Origin of the sequence: Rhodococcus sp. IEGM 1372 (genome assembly GCF_030056835.1) — a bacterium.
In the GTDB taxonomy this organism is placed as follows: domain Bacteria; phylum Actinomycetota; class Actinomycetes; order Mycobacteriales; family Mycobacteriaceae; genus Rhodococcoides.
In genome coordinates this window covers 1-23,355 of record NZ_JASHKS010000054.1, presented here as the reverse complement: position 1 = coordinate 23,355, position 23,355 = coordinate 1, and the positions used below count along the sequence as shown (strand labels likewise).

Genomic DNA, 23,355 nt, shown 5'->3' with positions numbered 1-23,355 from the left:
TGTGGATCTCCACCCGCCGCCGCGGACGCAGCCTCGGGCAGATGGCCCGCGACGAACTCGGAGTCGTCGGCGGCACCGCCGCGCTGATTGCAGTGTTCACCATCATGATCATACTGATCGCGGTCCTCGCACTCGTCGTCGTCAACGCCCTTGCCGAGAGCCCCTGGGGAGTCTTCTCCATCGCGCTCACCATCCCGATCGCGCTGTTCATGGGCGTCTACCTACGCTTCCTGCGACCGGGGGCCGTCACCGAGGTCTCGCTCATCGGCGTCGTCCTGCTGTTGTTCGCGATCATCGCCGGCGGTTGGGTGTCCGAAACCGATTGGGGCAACAACTGGTTCACGCTGTCGAAGGTGACCGTCGCATGGCTGCTCATCGGCTACGGTCTGCTCGCCTGCATCCTGCCGGTGTGGTTGCTGCTCGCCCCGCGTGACTACCTCTCGACGTTCATGAAGGTCGGCACCATCGCGCTGCTGGCCGTCGGCATCCTCATCGCCCGCCCCGAGATCCAGATGCCCGCGATGACGACCTTCGCCACCGAGGGCAACGGCCCGGCCTTCGCAGGCTCACTGTTCCCGTTCCTGTTCATCACCATCGCCTGCGGCGCACTCTCCGGCTTCCACGCATTGATCTCCTCCGGAACCACGCCGAAGCTGCTGGAGAAGGAAAAGCAGATGCGGATGATCGGGTACGGCGGCATGCTGACCGAGTCGTTCGTGGCCATCATGGCGCTGATCACCGCATGTGTTCTCGATCAGCACATCTATTTCGCCCTCAACGCGCCGACTGCACTCACCGGCGGGACCCCGGAGACCGCAGCGGACTACGTCAACGGACTGCCGATCAGCGGCGGCGACATCACCCCGGCCGAATTGAGCCAGGCGGCAGCCGATGTGGGCGAGGAATCGATCATCTCCCGCACCGGCGGAGCCCCGACCCTCGCCTTCGGCATGTCCGAGGTACTGAGCCAGGTCTTCGGCGGAGCGGGTCTCAAGTCGTTCTGGTACCACTTCGCGATCATGTTCGAGGCGCTGTTCATCCTCACCACGGTCGACGCCGGAACCCGCGTCGCACGTTTCATGCTCTCCGACAGCATCGGCAACCTGCCCGGAGCCTCGGCGAAGAAGTTCAAGGATCCGTCCTGGCGTCCCGGCGCGTGGATCTGCTCGCTCATCGTCGTCGCAGCCTGGGGCGCAATTCTTCTCATGGGCGTCACCGATCCCCTGGGTGGCATCAACACCCTCTTCCCGCTGTTCGGTATCGCCAACCAGCTCCTCGCCGCGATCGCCCTGACGGTGGTGCTCGTCATCGTCGTCAAACGCGGTCTCTACAAGTGGGCCTGGATCCCCGGACTCCCACTCGCCTGGGACCTGATCGTCACCATGACGGCCTCGTACCAGAAGATCTTCTCCTCCGTTCCCGCCATCGGCTACTGGACGCAGCACTCGCAGTTCCGCGAGGCCAAGGCCCAGGGACTGACCGAATTCGGCAGTGCCGCAACGCCCGAGGCGATCGACGCCGTCATCCGCAACACGTTCATTCAGGGCACGCTGTCGATCATCTTCGCGGTACTGGTCCTGGTCGTCGTGTTCGCCGGAGTGTGGGTGTGCATCAAGGCAGTTCGAGGAGACAACCTGCCCGACAACGAGGATCCCGAGGTGCCGTCGAAGATCTTCGGCCCCACCGGCTTCGTACTCACCCCGGCCGAGAAGAAGATCCAGGCCGAGTGGGACGAGCTGATCGAGGCGGGCACCGTCCGTCGACCCGGATCGGCGCACTAGATGCGCGGGCTGTGGTGGTGGATCACCTCGGTGATGGGCGATCACGATTACGACCGCTACGTCGCCCATCTGGCCCGCCACCATCCGGATCAGGAACCGCCGACCGTGCGGCAGTACTGGAAGGACCGGCACGCGGAGGCGGACCGGAACCCGGGGGCTCGATGCTGTTGACACGGTGATGTCCGATTTCCGCTAGCACCGACGCGTCCGCGCTGACACAGTAGGTGCATGAGCAGCGAACGGCAGGTGCAAGAACTGGACTTCGATCGGTGTTATCGCGCGGTCTCCTCGCGTGACGCACGGTTCGACGGCCAGTTCTTCACCGCCGTCTCCACCACCGGCATCTACTGCCGACCATCCTGCCCGGCCCGCACACCCAAGCCGGGCAACGTTTCGTTTCTCGCCACCGCAGCGGCGGCCCAACAATCCGGCTACCGCGCCTGCCGCCGCTGCCAGCCCGACGCCACCCCCGGTTCCCCACGCTGGAATATCCACTCGGACCTCAGTTCTCGCGCCATGCGGCTGATCTCCGACGGAGCCGTCGAGCGCGGTGGCGTCGACGGCCTCGCCAGCACACTCGGCTACTCGACCCGGCAGTTGACCCGAGTGCTGACGGCCGAGGTCGGTGCAGGCCCGCTCGCGCTTGCCCGCGCGCACCGCGCCCACACCGCCCGCACGTTGATTCAGACCACCGACATGTCGATGGCCGACGTCGCCTTCTCGGCCGGCTTCTCCAGCGTCCGGCAGTTCAACGACACCATCAGGGAAGTCTTCGCCGTCGACCCGTCGACGTTGCGTCGAGAAGCGCACCGCACTGCCGTACCGACCACGGGCGGAACCGTCACCCTGCGATTGCCATACCGCCCGCCGCTCGACCGCGGCTGGATCGAGTGGTTCCTGCGTGGCCACGTGGTCGAGGGCATCGAATCGTTCGCCGAGGACGGCGAATACGTGCGATCCCTGAGCCTGCCGCACGCCGCCGGGCTCGTGGCGTTGCGGGTGATGGATGGATTCGTCAGCGCCGCAGTGACATTGCAGGACATGCGAGACCTCGCCCCTGCCGTCGCCCGAATCCGACACCTGCTCGATCTCGATGCAGATCCACTCGCCGTCGACGACGCACTGAGCGCAGACCCACAGTTGGCACCGAGCGTCGACGCCCACCCGGGCATTCGCGCCCTGGGAGTGGTCGACGGCGCAGAGATGTTGCTGCGCACCGTGATCGGACAACAGATTTCGCTGAAGGCTGCGGCCACTCACACCGCTAGACTCGTCGACGCTCTCGGCGCACCACTCGATCTCGGCAACGACTCCGTCACCAGACTGTTTCCCGAACCTGCCGTCATCGCCGAACGAGGCCACGAGGTACTCACCGGACCTGCCGCCCGGGTCCAGACCGTCATCCGCGTCGCCGACGCCATCGCGTCGGGAACCGTCGTGCTCCATCCCGCGCGAGAAGGCCCGGAACTGGAGCGAGAACTGCTCGCACTCAAAGGAATCGGACCCTGGACCGCCCGATACGTCGTGATGCGGCTGCTCGGCGATCCCGATGTTCTGCTCGATACCGATCTCGTCGTCAGACAAGGTGCTCAGGCACTCGACATCTCGTTGAACGATTCTGGCCGCTGGGCTCCGTGGCGTTCGTACGTCTCGATGCACCTGTGGATCACCGCATTGGAAAGAAGACAGCCATGACTGCCACCGCCGCCACCCAGGACACCCCGATCGGGCCGTTCAGCGCCATCGTCGACGCCGATCAGCGCGTCCTGGCATCCGGGTGGACCGCCGATGTCGAAGAACTCCGCGTCCTGATCCACCCGACGATGCGCCCCGACAGCGTGCGCACGGCGGCCGATCTCGGCGATGTGACGCGCGCCGTCGAGAGCTATCACCGCGGTGAGCTGACCGCCATCGACTCCGTTGCCGTCGCGCAACGATCCGGCGAATTTCTCATGCACGCCTGGGGAGTTCTGCGCACCGTCGAACCCGGTGCGCCGGTGACCTACTCCGAGTTCGCAGAACTGTCGGGCAGACCGGCAGCCATCCGTGGTGCTGCGTCGGCATGCGCTCGCAATGCGGCCGCACTGTTCGTGCCGTGCCATCGGGTGGTTCGAATCGGCGGGGCCCTCGGCGGTTTTCGCTGGGGCCTGCCCGTCAAGGAATGGCTGTTGGCACACGAGGCGGCCTGAAAGGCCTCGCCTTGGACGGCGGTGACATACAGCTGGGCATACCGAGACGTTATGGTTCTTCACGATCCGCCATCCGCCGAATGTGAGGAAGCCACAGTGACCGAATCGGCAGTGCCCGGCAGTCCGTCGAAGTCCAAGACGTCCGGCAGTGATCGTGGTGACCTCATCGGGGTCGGCGGTATGTGGCTGGCCAAGTGGTCGCTGATCCTCATTGCGATCGCAGCCGGGGCGTGGGTGTTGGGCTGGCTGATCGGACAGTTCTGGGTGATCCTGCTGCCGGTCCTGCTCGCCGTGATCGTCGCGACGGTGCTGTGGCCGCCGGCGAAGCTGATGATGCGTCTGGGATTTCCTCCCGCCCTCGCCGCGTCGGTATCGCTCGTGGTGTTCTTCGTCGTCATCGGCGGCATCATCACGTTGATAGTTCCGTCGGTCGCCGAGCAGGCACCGGAATTGGTCGACCAGGCATCGGGCGGTATCGCACAGGTACAGGACTGGTTGAAGGGGCCGCCGCTCAACATCGGCGACGACCAGATCGACTCGGCCGTGTCGGCGATCGTGTCGCGGCTACAGGACAGCGGGGAGGTCATCGCCACCGGCGTGTTCACCGGCGTGTCCGCCGCCGGCTCGCTGTTGGTCACTCTGGCGTTGGTGTTGGTGCTGACGTTCTTCTTCGTCAAGGACGGACCGAAGTTCCTGCCGTGGTTGCACGGGTTCTCCGGTGGCCGCGCCGGAACTCATCTGGGCGAGGTGCTCTCACGGATGTGGGCGACCCTCGGCGGATTCATCCGAACTCAGGCCATCGTGAGTTTCATCGACGCATTCTTCATCGGTCTCGGACTGGTCATTCTCGGCGTTCCGCTGGCGCTGGTGCTGGCGACCCTGACGTTCATCGGTGGCTTCATTCCGATCGTCGGAGCGTTCGTCGCCGGCGCACTCGCTGTGCTGGTGGCCCTGGTTGCGAACGGGCTGACCACTGCACTGATCGTGCTCGCCATCATCGTCGCGGTACAGCAGTTGGAAGGCAATGTGCTGCAGCCCATTCTGCAGAGCCGCAGCATGAACCTGCATCCGGCGATCGTGCTGCTCGCCGTGACGGCAGGCAGCTCACTGTTCGGCATCATCGGCGCGTTCCTGGCCGTCCCGGCCGCGGCGGTTGCGGCCGTGCTGATCCGGTACCTGTCCGAGCAGATCGATGCGCGCTCGAACGAACCGGACCAGGACGAGCTAGAGGACAAAATCCCGCCGCCCGACGGATTGACCGAGGAGCAGGCCGGCCTCGACGAGGAGAAGAACTCCGACAAGAAGGACTCGGGTCAGGAAGCCACTACCTGAAGCGTGGATCCGGTGCGCTCCCGCTTGACGTAGAGGCGACTTGGAATGCGCTGACGCATCTCGTCGACGTGACTGACGACGCCGACGACGCGTCCGCCCGCACGTAGTTCGTCGAGAACCGCCATCACCGATTCGAGGGTGTCGGCGTCGAGCGTGCCGAATCCTTCGTCGATGAACATGGTGTCGAGGACGACACCACCGGATTCGGCAGCCACGACATCGGCGAGGCCCAACGCGAGCGAGAGCGACGCGAGAAATGCCTCACCGCCCGACAGTGTCTTGGCCGAGCGCACCACACCGGTGTAGTCGTCCCTGATGTCCAGTCCGAGACCGCCCCGTTTGCCGCGGACGCCTGCCTCGTCGGAGTGCACGAATTCGTATCGTCCCGAAGACATTCGACGCAGCCGCGCGGATGCGGACTCGGCGACATCCTCGAGTCGAGACGCGAGGACGTACGAACGCAACGACATCTTGCGTGCATTCTGTCCCCGGCCTGCTACCACGTCCGCCAGGTTGGCGAGCTCGTCGAATTCCGCACGTTGCGGCGCGATGGCCTGGGCCGCGGTGAACAATTCGGCGATCAACCGTTCCAGATCGTCTGCGCGCCTTCGACATTCCGCCACCGCCGCGGCGGCGACCCTGACTTCGTCGTCCATCTCGGCGCACGCCTGCTCCAACGGGGCCAGATCCACCGGCGGCCGACCGGCCACGTCCACGATGGTGGGCTCGCGCAGCACGTGCTCGGCATGCGCACGCGTCTCCTCGGCGATACGCAGCTCGGTCTCGATCTGCTCGACGCGGTCTGCGGTCAGCACTGCCCCGGCGGCGGCGTCGACGGACTCGAAGTTCGACGCCTCCACCCGACGGTCCAGTTCTGCTGCCAGCGAATCGGCCCGCGCAGTGGCGTCGAGCCAGGCGATGCGCGCTTCCTGAATTCGCCGGGCACCGTCGATCAACGCTTCTCGCTCCGCGATTCGGTCGGCCAGCGACGCACCCTCGTCCACTTCCTCGGCCACCGACGCACGCATCTGCGTCAGCGATTCCTCGGTGGCCGCGATGCGCTCGTCCACGGCACTCCGCGAGGCAACCAGGTCGTGGAGCGTGACCGTCAGCGCGTCCGACTCGCTCCGCAGGCGATCGAGCTCTGCGGATGCCGGTTTTACATCGGCGGCACGCGCCCGGGCGTCCTGCACTGCGCTGGTTGCGGCATCGAGCGTCTGGGCCAGCTCTGCAGCGGAGGCCCCACCGGTGCGGTCGTGCAGCAGATCCACGTCCCGTTGCGCTCGAGCGACAACCGCGACCGCCTGATCGAGCGCGCCAGCGGCCTTGCGTTCTGCGGCAGCGGCCTTGTCTTCCTGTGCCTTGGTCACCGTCGACGTCGACGCTGCGGCGGGATGCGGGTGCACCTCCGATCCGCACACGACGCACGGCTCGCCCGCCTCCAGACGGGCCGCCAGCTCGGCGGCCATCCCGTCGAGGCGTCGCTCACGGAGATCGAGCAGGTGCTCCCGGGCGGTGTTGTGCGCTGCCCGAGCGCTGTCGCGGGCACGTTCGGCCTCGGCCAGAGTCGCGCGTGTGCGTACCAATTCGAGTGCGGACTCGGCCGCCGCGCGGGCCCGACCGCAGCGCTCCTCTAGGCCCGGCAACTCCGACACAGCCGAGGCTGCTCGTGCCATCCGTGATTCGACCGCTGCGATCTTCTCTGGCATCGAGGCCTGCGATTGCACGGTGCGTTCGATCGCCGCTGCGGTAGTACGTTGCTGCGCACGATATTCGACGAGGGTGCCGTCGAGTCGGTCGGCCTCGCGGGCGAGACCGAGCAGCGACTGCAACCGCGCGACGTCGGTGGTCCAGTCACGCACGAACTGTGCAACGACCGTGCGCTCGTCCGACGGATCCGCCGGCGCGGGTGGCCAATGCAACGCAGTGTGAAAGCGTCGCCCCTCCGCCGTTGCCGGCAGCGCACGCTCCGCCGCCGCGAGTGAGGAGGTCGCGGCCTCGGTGGTCCGGCGGGCGAGACGGAGGTCTGCGGCAGTGGCCGCGATCGGTCCGGCGGCCGCGGAATCGGCGAGCTCGGTTCTGTGCGCAGCTCGCGCCGTCTCGCCCTCCCGATACTGCACGAGCTGCGCCTCGGCGAGAGCCCGACGACGCTGCAGATCGAGAACGGTGGTGGCCTTCGTCAGAGCTGCCGACGCACGCCGAGCTGCCGCGTCGATCAGCACCGCCCGACCTTGTGCGAGAGTCCGATTCTGCCGGGCATCGGCCAGGACGTCGGCCGCCCACTCGAGCGGGTCCGGCTGCTCGCCGTCCTCGCCCGCGGGCTCGGGTATCCCCGATGCCTGCGACACCCGGCCGAGCATGATGTCGATGGCGTGGTGAGCGTCGGCGAGTTCGGCGGCCAGCTCCCGGCGGCGCTGCGCGAACCATTCTTCGACATCTCCGAATCGGCCTGTGTCGAAGAGCCTTTCGAGCAGATTGCCGCGTTCGTCGCTGTCGGCTCGGAGGAATCGCGCGAATTCACCCTGCGGCAACAGCACCACCTGGAAGAACTGGTCGGCACTCATTCCGAGCAGCGCGTTGACGGCGTCACCGATCTCGTTGAGCCGGGTGAGGTTCTGCCCGCGGCCGTCGAGCCAGGTGAGACTGGCTTTGGCGTGCTGCTTGGTGGTGCCCGTGCTGCGAAGCTTGGGCCGCAGGAACTCCGGACTGCGCACTATTCTGATGCGTCGCCCAGCGAGTGTCGCCTCCAACGTGACCTGTGGCACCGCGCCTTTGGCTGCGTGATCGGACAGCAGTCGCTTGCCCTCGCGACGAGCTCCGGGCACTGTTCCGTACAGCGCGAACGCCACGGCGTCGAGCACCGTCGTCTTGCCTGCTCCGGTCTGCCCGTGCAACAGGAAGAGCCCGTCGGCTCCTAGTGCGTCGAAGTCCACCGTCTCGGTGCCCGCGAAGGGGCCGAAGGCGGTGATCTCGAGTGAATGCAGTCTCATGCAGCACCGCGGTCGGCGGTGGTGGCCGTCCCGCGGATGGCCTCGGTCTCGCGATGCACGGAGGCCAGCGCGCGAGCCAGGAGTGCGGACTCCGCTGCCGTCGGCACGCTGCGCATGTCCGTCACGAACGAGGTGGCGATGTCGAGATCGCTACCGCCGTGCACACGGTCGCGGTAACGAAGCTCGCCGGATCCCTCCGGGCGACGCCATTCCAAGTGGATCGCGTGCGGGAAACGCTGCTGCAACAAGCGCATTGCGTCGACCGGGCGTACTTCGTCGGTGAGCACGGCGGAGACGTAATGGTCCTCGAACTCGCAATACGCTGTGTCCGTTGTCAATTGCTCGACCGTGCCTTCGATGCGGGCGAGTCCGCGTACCACCGGCAGGTCGACTCGCTCGACGGTGCCGAGCCCGTTCGCGTCGAGATCGAGAATCCATACCGCCTTGCGATGCGACCGCTCACCGAAGGAATAGGGCAGAGGGGAACCGGAGTACCGCACTCGATCGGTGAGGGTCTGGGGCGAATGCAGGTGCCCGAGCGCCACGTAGTCGACCCCGTCGAACGCCGACGCAGGCGCAGTTTCGATACCGCCGGAGGAAATCGACCGCTCCGAGCCGGTCGCCTCACCGCCGACGATGAACGCGTGCGCGAGTACGACCGAGCGATGATGTTGTCCCGCTTCGTTTCTCGTCGCGAGATCACCCCGGATCCGATCCATGGCAGCGCTGAGCACCTCCGCGTGCGTCCGCGCGGTGGGAACGTCGAGCTCGGCCCGCGTCGTCTCGGGCTCGAGGTAGGGAATGCCGTAGAACGCAACGCAGCCGTGCTCGTCCTCGATGACGACCGGGGTGGCGACATCGCCCACCCGCGTCATCAGATGCAGCCCTCCCGCCGAGGCGAACGCGGCACCCGCACCCAGCCGTGCGGGTGAATCGTGGTTTCCCGACGTCGCGACGATCACCGCGCCTGCCGCTCGGATCGCCTCGAGTCCGCGGTTGCAGACCAGGACGGCATCGGCACTGGGAACAGCGCGGTCGTAGATATCGCCCGGCACCACCACCACATCGATCGATTGTGCCGCAACCAGTTCCGCGATGGACTCCAACACAGCGCCCTGATCGGCCAACAGGTCGAGACCGTGAAAGGTACGACCGATGTGCCAGTCCGAGGTGTGCAGAATTCTCATGCGTTCGACGCTATCGGGAACCACCGACAAACTCCCCGAGGCACCTCGGCCTGTCGGACGTGAGCTGCGGTGCACGCCGTCACGAACCGAAGTTGTCGGTACCGTCCTGCATCATCTGCTCCATGAACATTCTCACCGCGTTCGGCCTGCTCGTCGCTCTCGGTATCGGTGCGGTCGTCGGCTGGTTGTTGCACGCCTCGCGGATGGGTGATCGTGCCGTTCGAGCCGAAGCCCAACTGGCCGCGCTCCGCGAGCACGAGGGCATGCTTCGGCAGTCGTTGAGTGCGGTCAACGAGGATTCCGCGCGGCGCAATTCGACCGTGATCGGCCAACAGGTCTCGCACCTGGTCGAGCCGTTGCACGACGCCGTCGATGCGCTCTCCGAGCACGTGCGCCAGGTCGAGCACAATCGAATTCGGGCGTACGCGGGATTGTCCGAGCAGGTCACCGGGATGCACCGAGCGTCGATGCATCTGTCCACCCAGACCGGTCAGCTGGTCACGGCACTGCGCGCACCGCAGATCCGGGGCCGGTGGGGCGAGATCCAGCTCGAGCGGGTCGTCGAACTCGCGGGCATGGTCAAGCACTGCGATTTCGACACGCAGGTGAGCAAGGACGGCATCCGACCCGACATGATCGTGCGTCTCGCCGGCGGTCGACAGATCGTCGTCGACGCCAAAGTGCCGTTCGCGGCGTACCTCGATGCCGCCCAGGACGAGGATCCCGCCGCGCGGGAGAAGAATCTGCGACGCCACGCCAAGCAACTGCGCACCCACATCGACCAACTGGCCGACAAGGCGTACTGGCAGGCGTTCGAGCCGACGCCGGAGTTCGTCGTGCTGTTCGTTCCCGGCGACCCGTTTCTCGACGCGGCCCTGACCTCGGACACCGGCCTGCTCGAGTACGCCTTCGGTAGGAACGTGATCCTGGCCACCCCGACCACCCTGGTCGCGTTACTACGAACCGTTGCCTACACGTGGAAGCAGGAGTCACTGGCCGAGGACGCTGCGCGCATCCAGCAACTGGGACGCGAGCTGTACACGCGCATCGGTGTCGTCTCGACACACCTGGACAAGCTCGGTGCCCACCTCGGCAAGGCCGTGGAATCCTTCAATTCCACCGTCGGGTCCGTCGATACCCGGGTGAGCGTGACGGCGAGAAAGTTGCACGAGCTCGAGCTGTTCGACGCCGAGCCGGTGGACATCGCCCGAGTGGACGAGCGACCCAAACTGTCCGATTCGTCCCGCTACCGTCACGACTTCGGTCATGTCAGCGATGCAGTGGGCTGAACAACGGCTAACCTCGGGGGGTGTCTACCTCCCAACGTGCCCGCTCCGGGGTACCGCTGGATCACCGATCCATCCTCGCGACCCTGCCCGGCGTTCCCGCATGGGGTGCCGTCGCGATCGCCGCGGGACTGACCTTTCTCGGATTCCTGATCGATGCCGCACGCGGTACCGAACTGACCGGTGCGTTCGCGTTCATGTACGTCCTCGGCTGCATCGCCGGCGTCCTCCTGGTCCGCTTCCGCGGACTGTTCACCGCGATGGTGCAAGCCCCGCTGATCCTGTTCGTGGCCGTGCCGCTGTCGTACCAGTACTTCACCGACAACGCAGGCACCAGCCTCAAGGACATCATCCTCAACGTGGCCATTCCGCTGGTCAACCGGTTTCCGCTGATGCTGCTCGGCACCCTGGTCGCCGTCGGACTCGGAGCGCTGCGCATCGTGCTCAAACGGCAGAACACGCATGCCCCCACCCTTCGGCGAAGCCAGAAGGCCGAGGGCACTGTGCGACGCAGCCCGAAGCCCAGCGACGACAAGCCCACCAGAGCACAGCGTCGAGCACAGGAAGAGCGCCCCGAACGCTCCCGCAGGCGAGCAGCCGCAGCCGATCGCAGCACCGACTCCGCGGCCGAGGCGACCGACATCGTGCCCGGACCGTACGTCGGTCGCAGAAGCACCGATCCTCGCCCGCGTTCGACCCCTCGCACCGGCTCTCGTGCTGCGGCAGATCCCACCGTGAGCCCCCGGCGATCGTCTACCCCGACCTCGGCACCGCAGACTCGATACTCCGCCGACGCCTCGCGTCAGGACCACAAGCCAGAGCACCAGAAGCCCGAATACCCACGAACGCAGTATCCGCAGGCACAGTCACGTGATGCCCGGCGGCCGCAACCGTCCGAGTCGCGTTACGCGCCGGAGCCTCGCTACTCGGCAGAGCCGCGGTATTCGACCGAACCTCGTCGCGAACGATCGACTCGGGTCAATGCTCCGCGGGAGGCTGCCGATCCGTACGGCTCCGGAGCTCGGCCGGTCGTGACTCCTCGGACGAGCGCCCCCGCCGCCCCCGCTGCCACCGACTACACCGCCGGAAACAGCCAGGGCAGCCATTCTCTGCCTGACCCGCGCCGGGACGACATTCCCCCGCACCCGGTGCCGAAGGTTCGCTACCGCGACCGTCACAGCGACTAGCCCGAACACGAAAAACGCCCCGTACAGGAATTCCTGTACGGGGCGTGAACTCTTTTCCCGCTGCTAGCGGGCTGGGCGCAGCTCGCGGGGCAGGGAGAACACCAGGGTCTCGTTGGCCGTGGTGACCGGCTGTACGTCGGCGTAGCCGTGCTCGGCGAACAGTTCGATGACGCCCTGCACCAGGATCTCCGGTACGGATGCACCCGAGGTGATGCCGATCGTCTCGACCCCGTCGAGCCAGGCCAGGTCGATTTCCTTGGCGTAGTCGACGAGGTAGCTCGCCCGCGCACCCGCGCCCAGTGCAACCTCGACCAACCGCACCGAGTTAGAGGAGTTCTTCGAACCGACGACGATCACCAGATCGCATTCCGGTGCCATCGCCTTCACCGCGACCTGACGGTTCTGCGTGGCGTAGCAGATGTCGTCGCTCGGCGGGTCCTGGAGTGTCGGGAAGCGCTCGCGCAACTTGGCGACCGTCATCATGGTCTCGTCGACGCTCAGCGTGGTCTGGGACAGCCAGATGACCTTGCTCTCGTCACGGACGGTGACGTTGGCGACCGAGTCGGGGCCGTCCACCAGCTGAATGTGCTCGGGTGCCTCGCCCGCGGTGCCCTCGACCTCCTCGTGGCCCTCGTGGCCGATGAGCAGGATGTCGTAGTCGTCGCGAGCGAAGCGCTTGGCTTCCTGGTGCACCTTGGTCACCAACGGGCAGGTGGCGTCGATCGTGCGCAGGTTCCGCTCGGCCGCGGACGTGTGCACGGCGGGCGAGACGCCGTGCGCGGAGAACACGAGCAGCGATCCCTCGGGCACCTCGTCCGTCTCTTCCACGAACACCGCGCCGCGATCGGACAATGTCTCGACCACGTGCTTGTTGTGCACGATCTCCTTGCGCACGTACACCGGCGCACCGTGCTGCTCCAGCGCTTTCTCGACGGTCTCGACCGCGCGATCGACACCCGCGCAATAGCCCCGCGGCTCCGCGAGCAGCACTCGCTTACCCCCGGCGTACGAGGACTTACCCGTACCGGCGGACTGTGCAATACCAAGATTCAGAGGAACAGCCGAAGACATACCTCCCAGGATACGTGCCCCGAGCTCGCCTGCCTCGTTTCCATGTCCTCCGGCCCCGGCTGCAACGGGTCCTACAGCCTGTCGGCTACCCAAAGTTCACCGTTTCGGGCAGTCTGGTGCACATGACTCGAGTCCCCTTTGCAGCGCGTGTGGCTGCAGGCGTCGCCGTGACCGTCGTGGAAGAGGCTCGCAAGCTTCCCGGTTCCGCTCTGATGCTGCCGATGACGGTCGTCAGCGAAGCGCTGGCCCGCGGGATGCGATTTCAGCAGCAGGTGACGGTGTTGGCCATCAAGGGCGATCTGATCATCGCGAGCTTGCCGGTGATCGGTACCCCGACCGAGGAGCAGCCCTCCTGGGCCAGCTTCGACGAGGACGAAGACGTCTTCGACGCCCCGGTCGTCACCGACGACGTCGACGTGCCCGACGCCCCCGTAGCCGAGCCGGTCGCGGCGAACGGCCGCTTCGCGCTGTACTCGACGCCTCCGCTGGACGAGCCGGTGCAGGACACCTCGGCCAAGCGCGCGCCCTCCGCCGACAAGCCAGAGATCGTCGAGATGATCGACTTCGACACCCTCGCCCTTGCCCAGCTGCGCGCACGCCTGCGCACGCTCTCGATCGAAGACCTCGAAACTCTGCTGGACTACGAGAACGACACGCTCGCCCGCGCACCGTTCCAGACCATGTTGGCCAACCGCATCACCACCGCCAAGGCCAAGTGAGCACTCCCTCAACCCAGTCCGGTCCCACCCAGCCAGGCTCGAGCACCGCCGAACAGCCATGGCCGGTGCGTACCGTCGCCATGAAGGTGGCGGGCTGGATCGACAAGCTCGGCTCCATCTGGGTGGAGGGCCAGCTCACGCAGATCAACGCGCGTCCCGGCACGAGGACGGCGTTTCTGACGCTGCGTGATCCGTCGGCCGACATGTCGTTGTCGGTGACGTGCTCGCCGCAACTGCTCGACCGCTCTCCGGTTCCGTTGACCGAGGGTGCGCGCGTCATCCTCTACGGCAAGCTGTCGTTCTTCACCGGCCGCGGAACCATTTCGCTGCGCGCCACGGACATTCGCGCGGTGGGCGTCGGCGAACTGTTGGCCCGCATCGAGCGGCTCAGAGCGCTGCTCGCCGCAGAGGGGTTGTTCGACCCACGCCTCAAGCGCCCGTTGCCGTTTCTGCCGGGCACCATCGGCCTGATCACTGCGCGCGCCAGCGCAGCCGAGAAGGACGTGCTCACCGTGGCGCAGAGGCGTTGGCCCGCGGTTCGATTCGAGGTTCGCAACACTCCGGTCCAGGGGCCACAGTCGGTGCCGGCGATTCTGGATGCGCTGAAAGATCTGGACGACGACCCCAGCGTCGACGTCATCATCCTCGCCCGCGGCGGCGGAAGCGTCGAGGATCTGCTGCCGTTCTCGGACGAGGCCCTGTGCCGCGCCATCTCGCGCGCCACCACGCCGATCGTCAGTGCCATCGGCCACGAGCCCGACAGCCCACTGAGCGATCACGTCGCGGACCTGCGCGCCGCAACCCCAACCGACGCCGCCAAACTCGTGGTGCCCGACGCCGTCGCCGAACAAGCTCTGGTCTCGGAGTTGAAGTCGAGAAGCGCTGCAGCGCTGCGCAATTGGGTCGAGCGCGAGGCACGCGGACTGGACATGCTCCGACACCGGCCGGTACTGGCGGACCCGTTGGCCTCGCTCGAGCAACGCCGCGAGGAGGTTCGACGTCTGCTGGAGGCGGCGCGACGCGACGTGCAACGCGGACTCACCACCCAGGACACGCTCGTCGAACATCTGCGGGCCAGGCTGTCGACGCTGGGGCCTGCTGCCACACTTGCTCGGGGCTATGCCGTCGTACAGCGGGTGGTTGCGGGTTCGGATCCCGAGGTTCTGCGTTCGGTCGAGGACGCGCCACCGGGTACACAGATCAGAGTGCGAGTGGCCGACGGTGCCGTCACCGCCGCAGTCATGGGGCGAGTCAAATGACAGAAGGAGTACGTATGAGCGAGAACGAAGAAAAGCCGGTATCGGAACTGGGCTACGAAGAGGCCAGGGACGAACTGGTGGGCGTGGTGAAGATCCTCGAGCAGGGCGGGCTCGATCTCGACGCCTCCCTGGCCCTGTGGGAGCGCGGAGAGCAGCTGGCCACCCGCTGTGAGGAGCAGCTCGCCGGAGCCCGCAAGCGGATCGAGACCGCGCTCGCGAGCACCGAGAAGGACAGCTAGGGCTCCAGCGGTTCGGCGACCTCTAGGGCCTCGGCGAGCGTGGTGAAGTCTGCGTCGTTCGCGGTACCGCCCAGCAGGATTCGCACATCGCCGAAGTCCGAGACCCAGTACTTCCGCGAACCTTCCTCGCCGTAGACGACCCAATCTCGACCCGACACGTTCTGCGAGCCCGACGCGTACACCGTCTCGTCGCCGGCCACGAAGGGAACCAACACTTCCTCGACGGCGCTGGTCTGGGTCAGCTGCAGATACGCACCCGATCCGGTGATGTACCCGACAGTCGACACCGGTCCGCCGTTGTCACCGGAGATCGTCGGACGACTGCCCGAGTTGGGCGTCCAATCCTCAGGAACAGCCGGATTACGCACCGGAAAGCCGATTTCCGACGCGTCGTACTGCAACGCGGTGTCCACGTCGAAGTTGGGGATGGGCCCCTGCTGGGGCCCGCCGGGGCTCAGCGAGCACTGACTGGCGATGCCCGCAATCAACAAACACGCGATGACCAGCGGAATGAGCGACCACACCATGTCGCGACTGTTGTTGAGAATCCGAGGTTTGCTGTTCGCCACCCCACCAGTATCCCCTCTGCGCAGCAGTGCTCGGTCGGCGCGTGCCTCACAGACCACCCGACCCCACGGCAGGCATCACAGAAGTGAGATAATCGCGCCTGGGTAACACCCCACCAACCAGGAGGCTACAAACCGATGACGGCCAGCACCGAGTCCACTCGCGCCATGGCGCCAGATCGCAACCTCGCACTCGAACTCGTACGCGTCACCGAGGCCGGTGCGCTCGCCTCGGGTCGCTGGGTCGGTCGCGGCGACAAGGAAGGTGGCGACGGAGCAGCAGTCGACGCCATGCGTCAGTTGGTCAGCTCGGTCTCGATGCGCGGCGTCGTCGTCATCGGCGAGGGCGAGAAGGACGAAGCGCCGATGCTCTACAACGGCGAACAGGTCGGCAACGGCAACGGCCCCGAGGTCGACTTCGCCGTCGACCCCGTCGACGGCACCACGTTGATGGCCAAGGGCATGCCCAACGCCATCTCGGTTCTCGCCGTCGCCGAGCGCGGCGCGATGTTCGATCCGTCCGCCGTCTTCTACATGAAGAAGATCGCCGTCGGACCCGACTTCGCCGACGTCATCGACATCACCGCACCGGTCGCGGAGAACATCGCCCGCGTCGCCAAGATCAAGAAGGGATCCACCTCCGACGTCACGGTGTGCATCCTCGACCGCCCCCGGCACGCCGAGCTGATCCAGCAGGTGCGCGACACCGGCGCTCGCATTCGACTGATCTCCGACGGCGACGTCGCCGGTGCCATCGCCGCCGCCCGTCCCACCTCCCCCATCGACATCCTCATGGGCACCGGCGGAACTCCCGAGGGCATCATCGCCGCGGCCGCCATGCGCTGCATGGGTGGCGCGCACCAGGGCATGCTGGCTCCGACCGACGACGACGAACGCCAGAAGGCGATCGACGCCGGACACGATCTCGATCGCGTCCTGTCCACCGAAGACCTGGTCTCGGGCGAGAACGTCTTCTTCACCGCCACCGGCGTCACCGACGGCGACCTGCTCCAGGGCGTCCGATACTCGGGCGGCGGCGCGCACACGCAGTCCATCGTGATGCGCTCGAAGTCCGGCACCGTCCGCATGATCGACGCGTACCACCAGCTCAACAAGCTCAAGGAGTACTCGACCATCGACTTCGACGGCGACACCTCCGGCGCCATCCCGTCCTTCTGACCGTCCGCTCGACGAAGTTTCCGCTCCCCTACCGAGGCAAGAGGTCAATGACAGAGAACGAACAGCAGTTCCGGATCGAGCACGACACCATGGGAGAGGTTCGCGTTCCCATCGATGCGCTCTGGCGTGCCCAGACGCAGCGTGCGGTGGAGAACTTCCCCATCTCCGGCCGTCCGCTCGAACGCACTCAGATTCGCGCGATGGGCCTGCTCAAGGCAGCCTGCGCGCAGGTCAACAAGGACCTCGGTCTGCTAGACGGCACACTGGCCGACGCGATCATCGCCGCTGCCACCGAGATCGCCGACGGCAAGCACGACGACCAGTTCCCGATCGACGTCTTCCAGACCGGCTCGGGCACCAGCTCGAACATGAACGCCAACGAGGTCATCGCGTCGATCGCGAAGGCGGCCGGCGTCGAAGTACACCCCAACGACCACGTGAACATGTCGCAGTCCTCCAACGACACGTTCCCGACGGCCACTCACGTCGCCGCCACCGAGGCCGCCGTGACGTCTCTCGTGCCCGCACTGCGCCACCTCCACGAGGCTCTCGTGGTCAAGGCCACCGAGTGGAAGCACGTCGTGAAGTCCGGCCGCACCCACCTCATGGACGCCGTTCCGGTCACCCTCGGTCAGGAATTCGGCGGCTACGCCCGTCAGATCGAAGCAGGCATCGAACGCGTCGAGGCCACCCTGCCGCGCCTCGGTGAACTGCCCATCGGCGGCACCGCCGTCGGCACCGGCCTCAACGCACCCGACGGCTTCGGCCCGAAAGTCGTTGCCGCACTGGTTGCGTCGACCGGAATCGACGCACTCACCGCCGCCAAGGATTCGTTCGAGGCACAGGCTGCACGCGACGGACTCGTCGAGGCATCGGGCGCACTGCGCACCATCGCGGTCTCACTGACCAAGATTGCCAACGACATTCGCTGGATGGGATCGGGACCGCTCACCGGACTCGGCGAGATCACCCTCCCCGACCTGCAGCCCGGTAGCTCCATCATGCCCGGCAAGGTCAATCCCGTTCTGCCCGAGGCTGTTACGCAGGTCGCGGCTCAGGTCATCGGCAACGACGCCGCAGTCGCATTCGGCGGCGCGTCGGGCGCATTCGAGCTCAACGTGTACATCCCGATGATGGCGCGCAACGTGCTCGAGTCGTTCAAGCTGCTCGCCAACGTCTCGGTCCTGTTCGCCGACAAGTGTGTCGTCGGCCTCGAAGCCAACGTCGAGCACCTCAAGACCCTCGCCGAGTCCTCGCCGTCCATCGTGACGCCGCTGAACTCCGCGATCGGCTACGAGGAAGCTGCCGCCGTCGCAAAGCAGGCACTCAAGGAGAAGAAGACGATCCGTCAGACGGTCATCGACCGCGGACTGATCGGCGACAAGCTCAGCGAAGCAGAACTGGACAAGCGCCTCGACGTCCTCGCCATGGCGAAGGTCAAGGACTAGCTTTCCCGTTCGCCCCGTCGGACGCTTGAAGCAGCCCGCCCCCGGTGGGATCAATGTGGGTTTCAGTCACTCGGACTGCAACAAAGTCGCATTGATCCCAACCGGGGGCGGGTTCGTTCGAAAGGAGCCGAACCTCAGGCGAGGTGTGCGAGTTCCTCGCGTGCCTTCAGTCCGTCCTCGCCCAGATCGGTGCGGTCGAAAATCTTCCAGCCCGCGAGCAGTGGCTTGAACACCTTGTCGCGTTCCTGATCGGCGTCGTAGATTCCGGCTTCGGCGAGGGCAGCGGTGCTGCTGCCGCGGTCGGGGAGGTCGACCTCGGGGATCTTGAATCCGTTGATGCGGTCTGCGATGGCGCGGGCGGCCTGGTCGGGCACCACGGCGAAGGCCTCGTCGATCATGTTGGCGTAGAACGTCGACTGCAGGGCGTCGTCGTCGGCGATCTTGCCGAGGATGGTGGCCAGCACCGGGTCCTTGCCGAGGGCGATGGTGTTGCGGTTGCGCAGTGACGCTGCGGCTTCCTCGATGGCGAAGTGCGCGAGGATATCGAGCAGACCCTGGCTGGGCGCGTCGAATCCGAGTGTCATGTGCTCCATCCGAACGCGCTCGAGGGCCACCGGGTCGACCGCGCGCGTGAGCACCAGGAAGTTGCGCAGCACGATGGACTGCCGGTTCTCCTCCGACGTCCATCGGCCGGTCCACTTCCACCAGGCTCCGAGGCCGGTGAGCGCGTGGGCCAATTCGCGGTGGTACGCGGGCAGGTTGTCCGCCACCAACACGCCGACCGTTGCGGACAGGATTTCGACATCACTGAGGTGCGACTGCTCCGGCGTCCAGTCCTCGCCGCCGAGGAACGCGAAGTTCTTGCCCTCGTCGAACGGCGCGAGATCGTGGGGATGCCAGTCGTTGGCAGCCTCGATGTGGCGTCGTAGATTCTCTTCGACCGCGGGCTCCAAACGGACCAGCAGATCACCGTCGGACAGGTTCGTAGACATGCGGTAACCGTAGCGCCTACGCCCGAGCGCCCGACGCCGTGCCCCTGACCATTGTGAATTCTCCTAACGCCAGGTCGTTGCGGGTCTATTCTCAGGTGCATCCAGTCATCGAAGTGAGGACTCCTCATGATGCGGTCGGGGCGAAATTTTCTGTGTCTTGCTGTCGTATGCTCGATGGTCGTGCTGGTCGGGTGCTCGAACGACGCACCCACCGCCGAGAGTCCGCCGACATCGGAGCCCGCGCCGCCCAGCGACCTCTCCCCCGGTCAGGTCGCAGGCGTCGATGTTCCGACCGGCCGCGTCGACGAGGCGGTCGGCAAGCTCGACGGCATCGCCGAGGAGCTGATGGCGTCGTCGAACATTCCCGGTATGGCCATTGCCGTCGTGCACGGCTCGGACGTCGTCTACTCGACGGGCTTCGGCGTTCGCGAGGTGGGTGAGGACGACCCGATCGACGGTGACTCGGTGTTCCAGTTGGCCTCGTTGTCCAAATCGGTCGGTGCGACGGTCATCGCGTCCCAGGTGGGAGCGGGCGTGGTCGACTGGTTGACACCGGTGGTCTCGCAGTTGCCGTGGTTCGCGCTCGACGATCCCTGGGTGACGGAGAACATCACGGTCGGCGACTTCTACGCCCACCGAAGCGGGCTTCCCGAGCATGCCGGTGATCTGCTCGAGGACCTCGGCTACGACCGGCGCCAGGTTCTCGAACGCCTCAGAGAGGTGCCCCTCGACCCGTTCCGGTCCACCTACCACTACACCAACTTCGGAATCACGGCCGCGGCCGAGGCCGTCGCTGCGGCGTCGGGCAAGGACTGGGACACCCTCAGCCAGGACACGATCTACGGCCCGCTCGGCATGACCTCGACCAGCTCGTCGTTCGCGGACTACATCGCGCGGGCCGACCGGGCCGTACCTCACGTTCTCATCGACGGTGAGTATCAGGCGAAGTATCAGCGGGAACCCGATGCACAGACCCCGGCCGGTGGCGTCAGCTCCTCGGTGAACGATCTCGCGAAGTGGCTGACGATGCTGGTGGCCGACGGCACCCACGACGGACGAGAGATCGTCGATCCCGACGCCCTCCTGCCCGCCGTCAGCGCGCAGATCGTCTCTAGCCCGTCGACGACACCGGACTCACGCGCCGGCTACTACGGCTTCGGGTTCAACGTCTCCACCAGTGCGGCCGGCCGCACGACGGTGAGTCATTCGGGAGCGTTCGCACTGGGGGCGGGCACCAACTTCGTCTGGATTCCTTCGCTCGACGTCGCCATCGTCGTACTGACCAATGCCGCACCCCTCGGCATCGCCGAAACGGTCACTGCCGAGTTCGCCGACCTCGTTCAGTTCGGTGAGGTGCGTGAGGACTGGCGAACGCTGTACAAGAATGCCTTCGCCGGCATGAGCGAACCAGAAGGCGAGCTCGCAGGCAAGACTGCTCCCGCGAATCCCACTGCGCCACAACCTCTCGCGTCGTACACCGGGGTGTATCAGAACAGCTACTGGGGGCCGGCGACGGTGGCGGAGGTCAACGGTGAGTTGGTGTTGTCCCTCGGACCGAACTCGACGTCGTACGAGTTGTCGCCCTGGGACGGTGACACGTTCACGTTCGAGCCGACCGGCGAGAATGCGCCCGACGGAACCATTTCCCAGGCGACGTTCGACGCGAATACGCTGACGCTCGAGTTCTTCGACGGCGATGGATTGGGGCGGTTCACGAAATGACCGAGACACAGCAGGCAACCGCGACCGTGCTGGATCTGTTCGACGCGTTGCGAAGTCGAGACACCGATCGCGCGATGTCGCTCCTCGACGAGAAGATCGTGTGGCACAACGTCGGGTTGCCCAAGGTGCGCGGCCGCGCGAACGTCGGCCGGTTCATGGCGATGCTGGCCAGACCTGCGTTCGGCTTCGACGTGATCGTGCACAACATCGCCGCCGACGCGAATGTCGTGCTCACCGAGCGCACCGATGTTCTGATCTGGCGGCGACTCCGAATCGAGTTCTGGGTGTGCGGAACCTTCGAGCTGCGCGACGGCAGAATAGCCGTGTGGCGGGACTACTTCGACACCGTCGACTTCCTGAAAGGCGTTGCGCGAGGCGTGTTCCGGGTTTTCGTGGGCCGGTGACACAGGTGAGCGGAACCTCGTAGTGGGCTACGAGGTTCCGCTCACGTGCGCGCAGCGCTTATGCGCCCGACGGGCCGAACTCTTCGAGCATTTCCGTCACCAGTGCAGCGATCGGTGAACGCTCGCTGCGGGTGAGGGTGATGTGCGCGAAAAGTGGGTGTCCCTTGAGCTTTTCGATCACTGCGGCAACGCCGTCGTGACGTCCGACGCGGAGGTTGTCTCGCTGAGCGACGTCGTGGGTGAGTACGACGCGTGAGCCCGAGCCCAGCCGCGACAGAACCGTCAGCAGCACGTTGCGCTCGAGTGACTGCGCCTCGTCGACGATCACGAAGGAATCGTGCAGCGATCGACCACGAATGTGCGTCAGCGGCAACACTTCCAGCATTCCGCGGGCGATGACCTCCTCCATCACTTCCGGGCTCGCGAGCCCTTCGAGAGTGTCGAATACCGCCTGACCCCAGGGGCCCATCTTCTCGCTCTCGCTACCGGGGAGGTAGCCGAGCTCCTGGCCGCCGACGGCGTAGAGAGGCCGGAAGACAACGACTTTCCGATGCGAGCGACGTTCGAGAACGGCCTCGAGTCCGGCGGTCAGCGCCAGAGCGGACTTACCGGTGCCTGCCTTTCCGCCGAGCGAGACGATGCCGATGCTCTCGTCGAGCAGAAGATCCAGCGCCACGCGCTGTTCCGCCGAACGGCCGTGCAGGCCGAACGCCTCACGCTCACCGCGAACGAGTTGGATCTGCTTGTCCGGCGTGACGCGCCCCAGCGCACTCTGCCGTCCGGCAAGCAGTCGAACTCCCGTGTGGCACGGCAGGTCTCGCGCCTCCGCCAGGTCGATGACACCGTCGTTGAACAGCGTGTCGACCGCGTCGGACGGTACGTCGAGCTCGGTCATGCCGGTCCAACCGGAGGGAACGACGTCGTGAGCGTGGTATTCGTCGGCGGGGAGACCGACAGCACCGGCCTTGACGCGCAACGGAATGTCTTTGCTGACCAACACCACGTCCTTGCCCTCGGCCGCCAGATTCAGGGCGCAGGCGAGGATACGAGAATCGTTGGAGTCGGTGCGGAATCCGACGGGAAGAACCGAAGGATCGGTGTGATTGAGCTCGACTTGCAGTGTGCCACCGGAGGTTCCGATGGGGACCGGCTGGTCGAGTCGGCCGAATTCGATGCGCAGGTCGTCGAGCATGCGCAAGGATTCCCGCGCGAACCATCCCAATTCGTGATGGTGGCGTTTGCCCTCCAACTCGCTGATGACGATCAGCGGGAGTACCACATTGTGCTCGGCGAATCGGATGACTGCCCAAGGGTCCGACAGCAGGACCGAGGTGTCGAGCACGAATGTCCGAAGAGGGGCGGAAACGGAGCGTGAAGTGGTCACGTGGGGCTCCTACGTCTGCGCGGCACCGCGCAGACTCTGTCGCTCGGCCGGTCGGGTCCGATGTGTCAGGTGACACGAGGACCGGGTACCGGCCCTCTCGCGCTCACTAGCTCAGTCACGTATCAGAACCTCCCGCACAGGTAGCTTCCCCGCTGCCTGTTACTGCCGACGGTACCGCCGAAATCCGGTATCGGCTCGCTGGAAGTCTGGCGTGTCGGTGAACAACGCGTTACGTCGACATCGCCCCAGGTCGCCGGCCGACCGGTGCCGAAAGTGCCCTCCCCCGGGATGAATCAATGCGACTTCCTTGCACTCTGATCGACTGAAAGCCACATTGATCCACCGAGGTTGGGTGAATGGACCACTGCATTGCACCGCTCCCCGGAAGTTGGACTGAGTAATTCAGTTCCGACTACCGGG

The 23,355-nt window shown here is 66.0% G+C and carries 20 protein-coding genes; 14 read left to right on the top strand and 6 right to left on the bottom strand.

Going from position 1 to position 23,355, the window contains the following annotated elements; genetic code table 11:
• From QM590_RS24335 to QM590_RS24315, 5 genes are all read left to right on the top strand, one after another.
• A partial coding sequence (locus tag QM590_RS24335; RefSeq protein WP_283279384.1) for a carbon starvation CstA family protein occupies positions 1-1,781 on the top strand: 1,781 nt, incomplete at its 5' end.
• Entirely contained in the window at positions 1,782-1,952 is a 171-nt protein-coding gene (locus QM590_RS24330; RefSeq protein WP_094641195.1) for a YbdD/YjiX family protein, read from the top strand. It begins immediately after the preceding gene.
• Positions 1,953-2,009: 57 nt separating this feature from the next.
• A complete protein-coding gene (locus QM590_RS24325) occupies positions 2,010-3,476 on the top strand; it encodes a DNA-3-methyladenine glycosylase 2 family protein (RefSeq protein ID WP_269595266.1) in 1,467 nt (488 codons plus the stop codon).
• Positions 3,473-3,970 carry a methylated-DNA--[protein]-cysteine S-methyltransferase gene (locus tag QM590_RS24320; protein WP_269595265.1) on the top strand — a complete coding sequence of 166 codons (498 nt, stop codon included), beginning with the start codon at positions 3,473-3,475 and terminating at the stop codon, positions 3,968-3,970. Before QM590_RS24325 ends, QM590_RS24320 begins: the two co-directional genes overlap by 4 nt.
• Positions 3,971-4,021: 51 nt before the next feature.
• Positions 4,022-5,302 carry an AI-2E family transporter gene (locus QM590_RS24315; protein WP_394855306.1) on the top strand — a complete coding sequence of 427 codons (1,281 nt, stop codon included), beginning with the start codon at positions 4,022-4,024 and terminating at the stop codon, positions 5,300-5,302.
• On the opposite strand, the gene QM590_RS24310 is transcribed toward QM590_RS24315, so the two are convergent.
• Entirely contained in the window at positions 5,284-8,292 is a 3,009-nt protein-coding gene (locus QM590_RS24310; protein ID WP_269595263.1) for an AAA family ATPase, read from the bottom strand. The genes QM590_RS24315 and QM590_RS24310 overlap by 19 nt on opposite strands.
• On the bottom strand, positions 8,289-9,479 hold the full coding sequence (locus QM590_RS24305; RefSeq protein WP_269595262.1) for an exonuclease SbcCD subunit D: 1,191 nt from the start codon (positions 9,477-9,479) through the stop codon (positions 8,289-8,291). Before QM590_RS24305 ends, QM590_RS24310 begins: the two co-directional genes overlap by 4 nt.
• 122 nt (positions 9,480-9,601) lie before the next feature.
• Here QM590_RS24305 and QM590_RS24300 point away from each other — a divergent pair, with 122 nt between their 5' ends.
• The gene (locus tag QM590_RS24300) at positions 9,602-10,768 is read left to right on the top strand and encodes a DNA recombination protein RmuC (RefSeq protein ID WP_269595261.1); all 1,167 of its coding nucleotides are present in this window, start codon (positions 9,602-9,604) and stop codon (positions 10,766-10,768) included.
• Between the two features lie 20 nt (positions 10,769-10,788).
• Positions 10,789-11,952 carry a DUF6542 domain-containing protein gene (locus tag QM590_RS24295; protein ID WP_269595260.1) on the top strand — a complete coding sequence of 388 codons (1,164 nt, stop codon included), beginning with the start codon at positions 10,789-10,791 and terminating at the stop codon, positions 11,950-11,952.
• Positions 11,953-12,015: 63 nt separating this feature from the next.
• Here QM590_RS24295 and QM590_RS24290 read toward each other — a convergent pair whose 3' ends face one another.
• A complete protein-coding gene (locus tag QM590_RS24290) occupies positions 12,016-13,023 on the bottom strand; it encodes a 4-hydroxy-3-methylbut-2-enyl diphosphate reductase (RefSeq protein WP_068052876.1) in 1,008 nt (335 codons plus the stop codon).
• A 122-nt stretch (positions 13,024-13,145) separates the two neighbouring features.
• Between QM590_RS24290 and QM590_RS24285 the strand changes: the two genes are divergently transcribed.
• The 3 genes from QM590_RS24285 to QM590_RS24275 are packed head-to-tail and all read left to right on the top strand — an operon-like array spanning position 13,146 to position 15,240.
• Positions 13,146-13,742, top strand: coding sequence for a lipid droplet-associated protein (locus QM590_RS24285; RefSeq protein WP_269595259.1), 597 nt, complete (start codon positions 13,146-13,148; stop codon positions 13,740-13,742).
• A complete protein-coding gene (gene xseA, locus QM590_RS24280; protein WP_411741339.1) occupies positions 13,739-15,001 on the top strand; it encodes an exodeoxyribonuclease VII large subunit in 1,263 nt (420 codons plus the stop codon). The genes QM590_RS24285 and xseA overlap by 4 nt, the downstream gene beginning before the upstream one ends.
• Before the next feature lie 14 nt (positions 15,002-15,015).
• Complete coding sequence (locus tag QM590_RS24275) at positions 15,016-15,240, top strand: exodeoxyribonuclease VII small subunit (protein WP_269595258.1); 225 nt, start codon at positions 15,016-15,018, stop codon at positions 15,238-15,240.
• On the opposite strand, the gene QM590_RS24270 is transcribed toward QM590_RS24275, so the two are convergent.
• Positions 15,237-15,809, bottom strand: coding sequence for a DUF4245 domain-containing protein (locus QM590_RS24270; protein WP_269595257.1), 573 nt, complete (start codon positions 15,807-15,809; stop codon positions 15,237-15,239). The two genes, QM590_RS24275 and QM590_RS24270, sit on opposite strands and share 4 nt — an antisense overlap.
• 135 nt (positions 15,810-15,944) lie before the next feature.
• Between QM590_RS24270 and glpX the strand changes: the two genes are divergently transcribed.
• Together glpX and QM590_RS24260 are read left to right on the top strand one after the other, a co-directional pair.
• Positions 15,945-16,985, top strand: coding sequence for a class II fructose-bisphosphatase (gene glpX, locus QM590_RS24265; protein WP_068052852.1), 1,041 nt, complete (start codon positions 15,945-15,947; stop codon positions 16,983-16,985).
• Between the two features lie 47 nt (positions 16,986-17,032).
• Positions 17,033-18,433 carry a class II fumarate hydratase gene (locus QM590_RS24260; protein ID WP_121873332.1) on the top strand — a complete coding sequence of 467 codons (1,401 nt, stop codon included), beginning with the start codon at positions 17,033-17,035 and terminating at the stop codon, positions 18,431-18,433.
• A 134-nt stretch (positions 18,434-18,567) separates the two neighbouring features.
• Here QM590_RS24260 and QM590_RS24255 read toward each other — a convergent pair whose 3' ends face one another.
• On the bottom strand, positions 18,568-19,425 hold the full coding sequence (locus QM590_RS24255; RefSeq protein ID WP_269595256.1) for an acyl-ACP desaturase: 858 nt from the start codon (positions 19,423-19,425) through the stop codon (positions 18,568-18,570).
• Between the two features lie 129 nt (positions 19,426-19,554).
• Between QM590_RS24255 and QM590_RS24250 the strand changes: the two genes are divergently transcribed.
• Together QM590_RS24250 and QM590_RS24245 are read left to right on the top strand one after the other, a co-directional pair.
• The gene (locus tag QM590_RS24250) at positions 19,555-21,147 is read left to right on the top strand and encodes a serine hydrolase (RefSeq protein ID WP_411741341.1); all 1,593 of its coding nucleotides are present in this window, start codon (positions 19,555-19,557) and stop codon (positions 21,145-21,147) included.
• Positions 21,144-21,551 carry a limonene-1,2-epoxide hydrolase family protein gene (locus QM590_RS24245; RefSeq protein WP_269595254.1) on the top strand — a complete coding sequence of 136 codons (408 nt, stop codon included), beginning with the start codon at positions 21,144-21,146 and terminating at the stop codon, positions 21,549-21,551. Before QM590_RS24250 ends, QM590_RS24245 begins: the two co-directional genes overlap by 4 nt.
• Positions 21,552-21,609: 58 nt before the next feature.
• Here QM590_RS24245 and phoH2 read toward each other — a convergent pair whose 3' ends face one another.
• Positions 21,610-22,935 carry an RNA 5'-3' helicase PhoH2 gene (phoH2, locus tag QM590_RS24240; protein ID WP_269595251.1) on the bottom strand — a complete coding sequence of 442 codons (1,326 nt, stop codon included), beginning with the start codon at positions 22,933-22,935 and terminating at the stop codon, positions 21,610-21,612.
• Positions 22,936-23,355: the final 420 nt, after the last annotated feature.

What these genes read in the sequence shown, in the direction of transcription:
- QM590_RS24330 (WP_094641195.1), top strand. Translation starts at nt 1,782, where the DNA reads ATGCGCGGGCTGTGGTGGTGGATCACCTCGGTGATGGGCGATCACGAT.
- QM590_RS24325 (WP_269595266.1), top strand. Translation starts at nt 2,010, where the DNA reads ATGAGCAGCGAACGGCAGGTGCAAGAACTGGACTTCGATCGGTGTTAT.
- QM590_RS24320 (WP_269595265.1), top strand. Translation starts at nt 3,473, where the DNA reads ATGACTGCCACCGCCGCCACCCAGGACACCCCGATCGGGCCGTTCAGC.
- QM590_RS24315 (WP_394855306.1), top strand. Translation starts at nt 4,022, where the DNA reads ATGGTTCTTCACGATCCGCCATCCGCCGAATGTGAGGAAGCCACAGTG.
- QM590_RS24310 (WP_269595263.1), bottom strand. Translation starts at nt 8,292, where the DNA reads ATGAGACTGCATTCACTCGAGATCACCGCCTTCGGCCCCTTCGCGGGC.
- QM590_RS24305 (WP_269595262.1), bottom strand. Translation starts at nt 9,479, where the DNA reads ATGAGAATTCTGCACACCTCGGACTGGCACATCGGTCGTACCTTTCAC.
- QM590_RS24300 (WP_269595261.1), top strand. Translation starts at nt 9,602, where the DNA reads ATGAACATTCTCACCGCGTTCGGCCTGCTCGTCGCTCTCGGTATCGGT.
- QM590_RS24290 (WP_068052876.1), bottom strand. Translation starts at nt 13,023, where the DNA reads ATGTCTTCGGCTGTTCCTCTGAATCTTGGTATTGCACAGTCCGCCGGT.
- QM590_RS24285 (WP_269595259.1), top strand. Translation starts at nt 13,146, where the DNA reads ATGACTCGAGTCCCCTTTGCAGCGCGTGTGGCTGCAGGCGTCGCCGTG.
- QM590_RS24275 (WP_269595258.1), top strand. Translation starts at nt 15,016, where the DNA reads ATGAGCGAGAACGAAGAAAAGCCGGTATCGGAACTGGGCTACGAAGAG.
- glpX (WP_068052852.1), top strand. Translation starts at nt 15,945, where the DNA reads ATGACGGCCAGCACCGAGTCCACTCGCGCCATGGCGCCAGATCGCAAC.
- QM590_RS24260 (WP_121873332.1), top strand. Translation starts at nt 17,033, where the DNA reads ATGACAGAGAACGAACAGCAGTTCCGGATCGAGCACGACACCATGGGA.
- QM590_RS24255 (WP_269595256.1), bottom strand. Translation starts at nt 19,425, where the DNA reads ATGTCTACGAACCTGTCCGACGGTGATCTGCTGGTCCGTTTGGAGCCC.
- QM590_RS24250 (WP_411741341.1), top strand. Translation starts at nt 19,555, where the DNA reads ATGCGGTCGGGGCGAAATTTTCTGTGTCTTGCTGTCGTATGCTCGATG.
- QM590_RS24245 (WP_269595254.1), top strand. Translation starts at nt 21,144, where the DNA reads ATGACCGAGACACAGCAGGCAACCGCGACCGTGCTGGATCTGTTCGAC.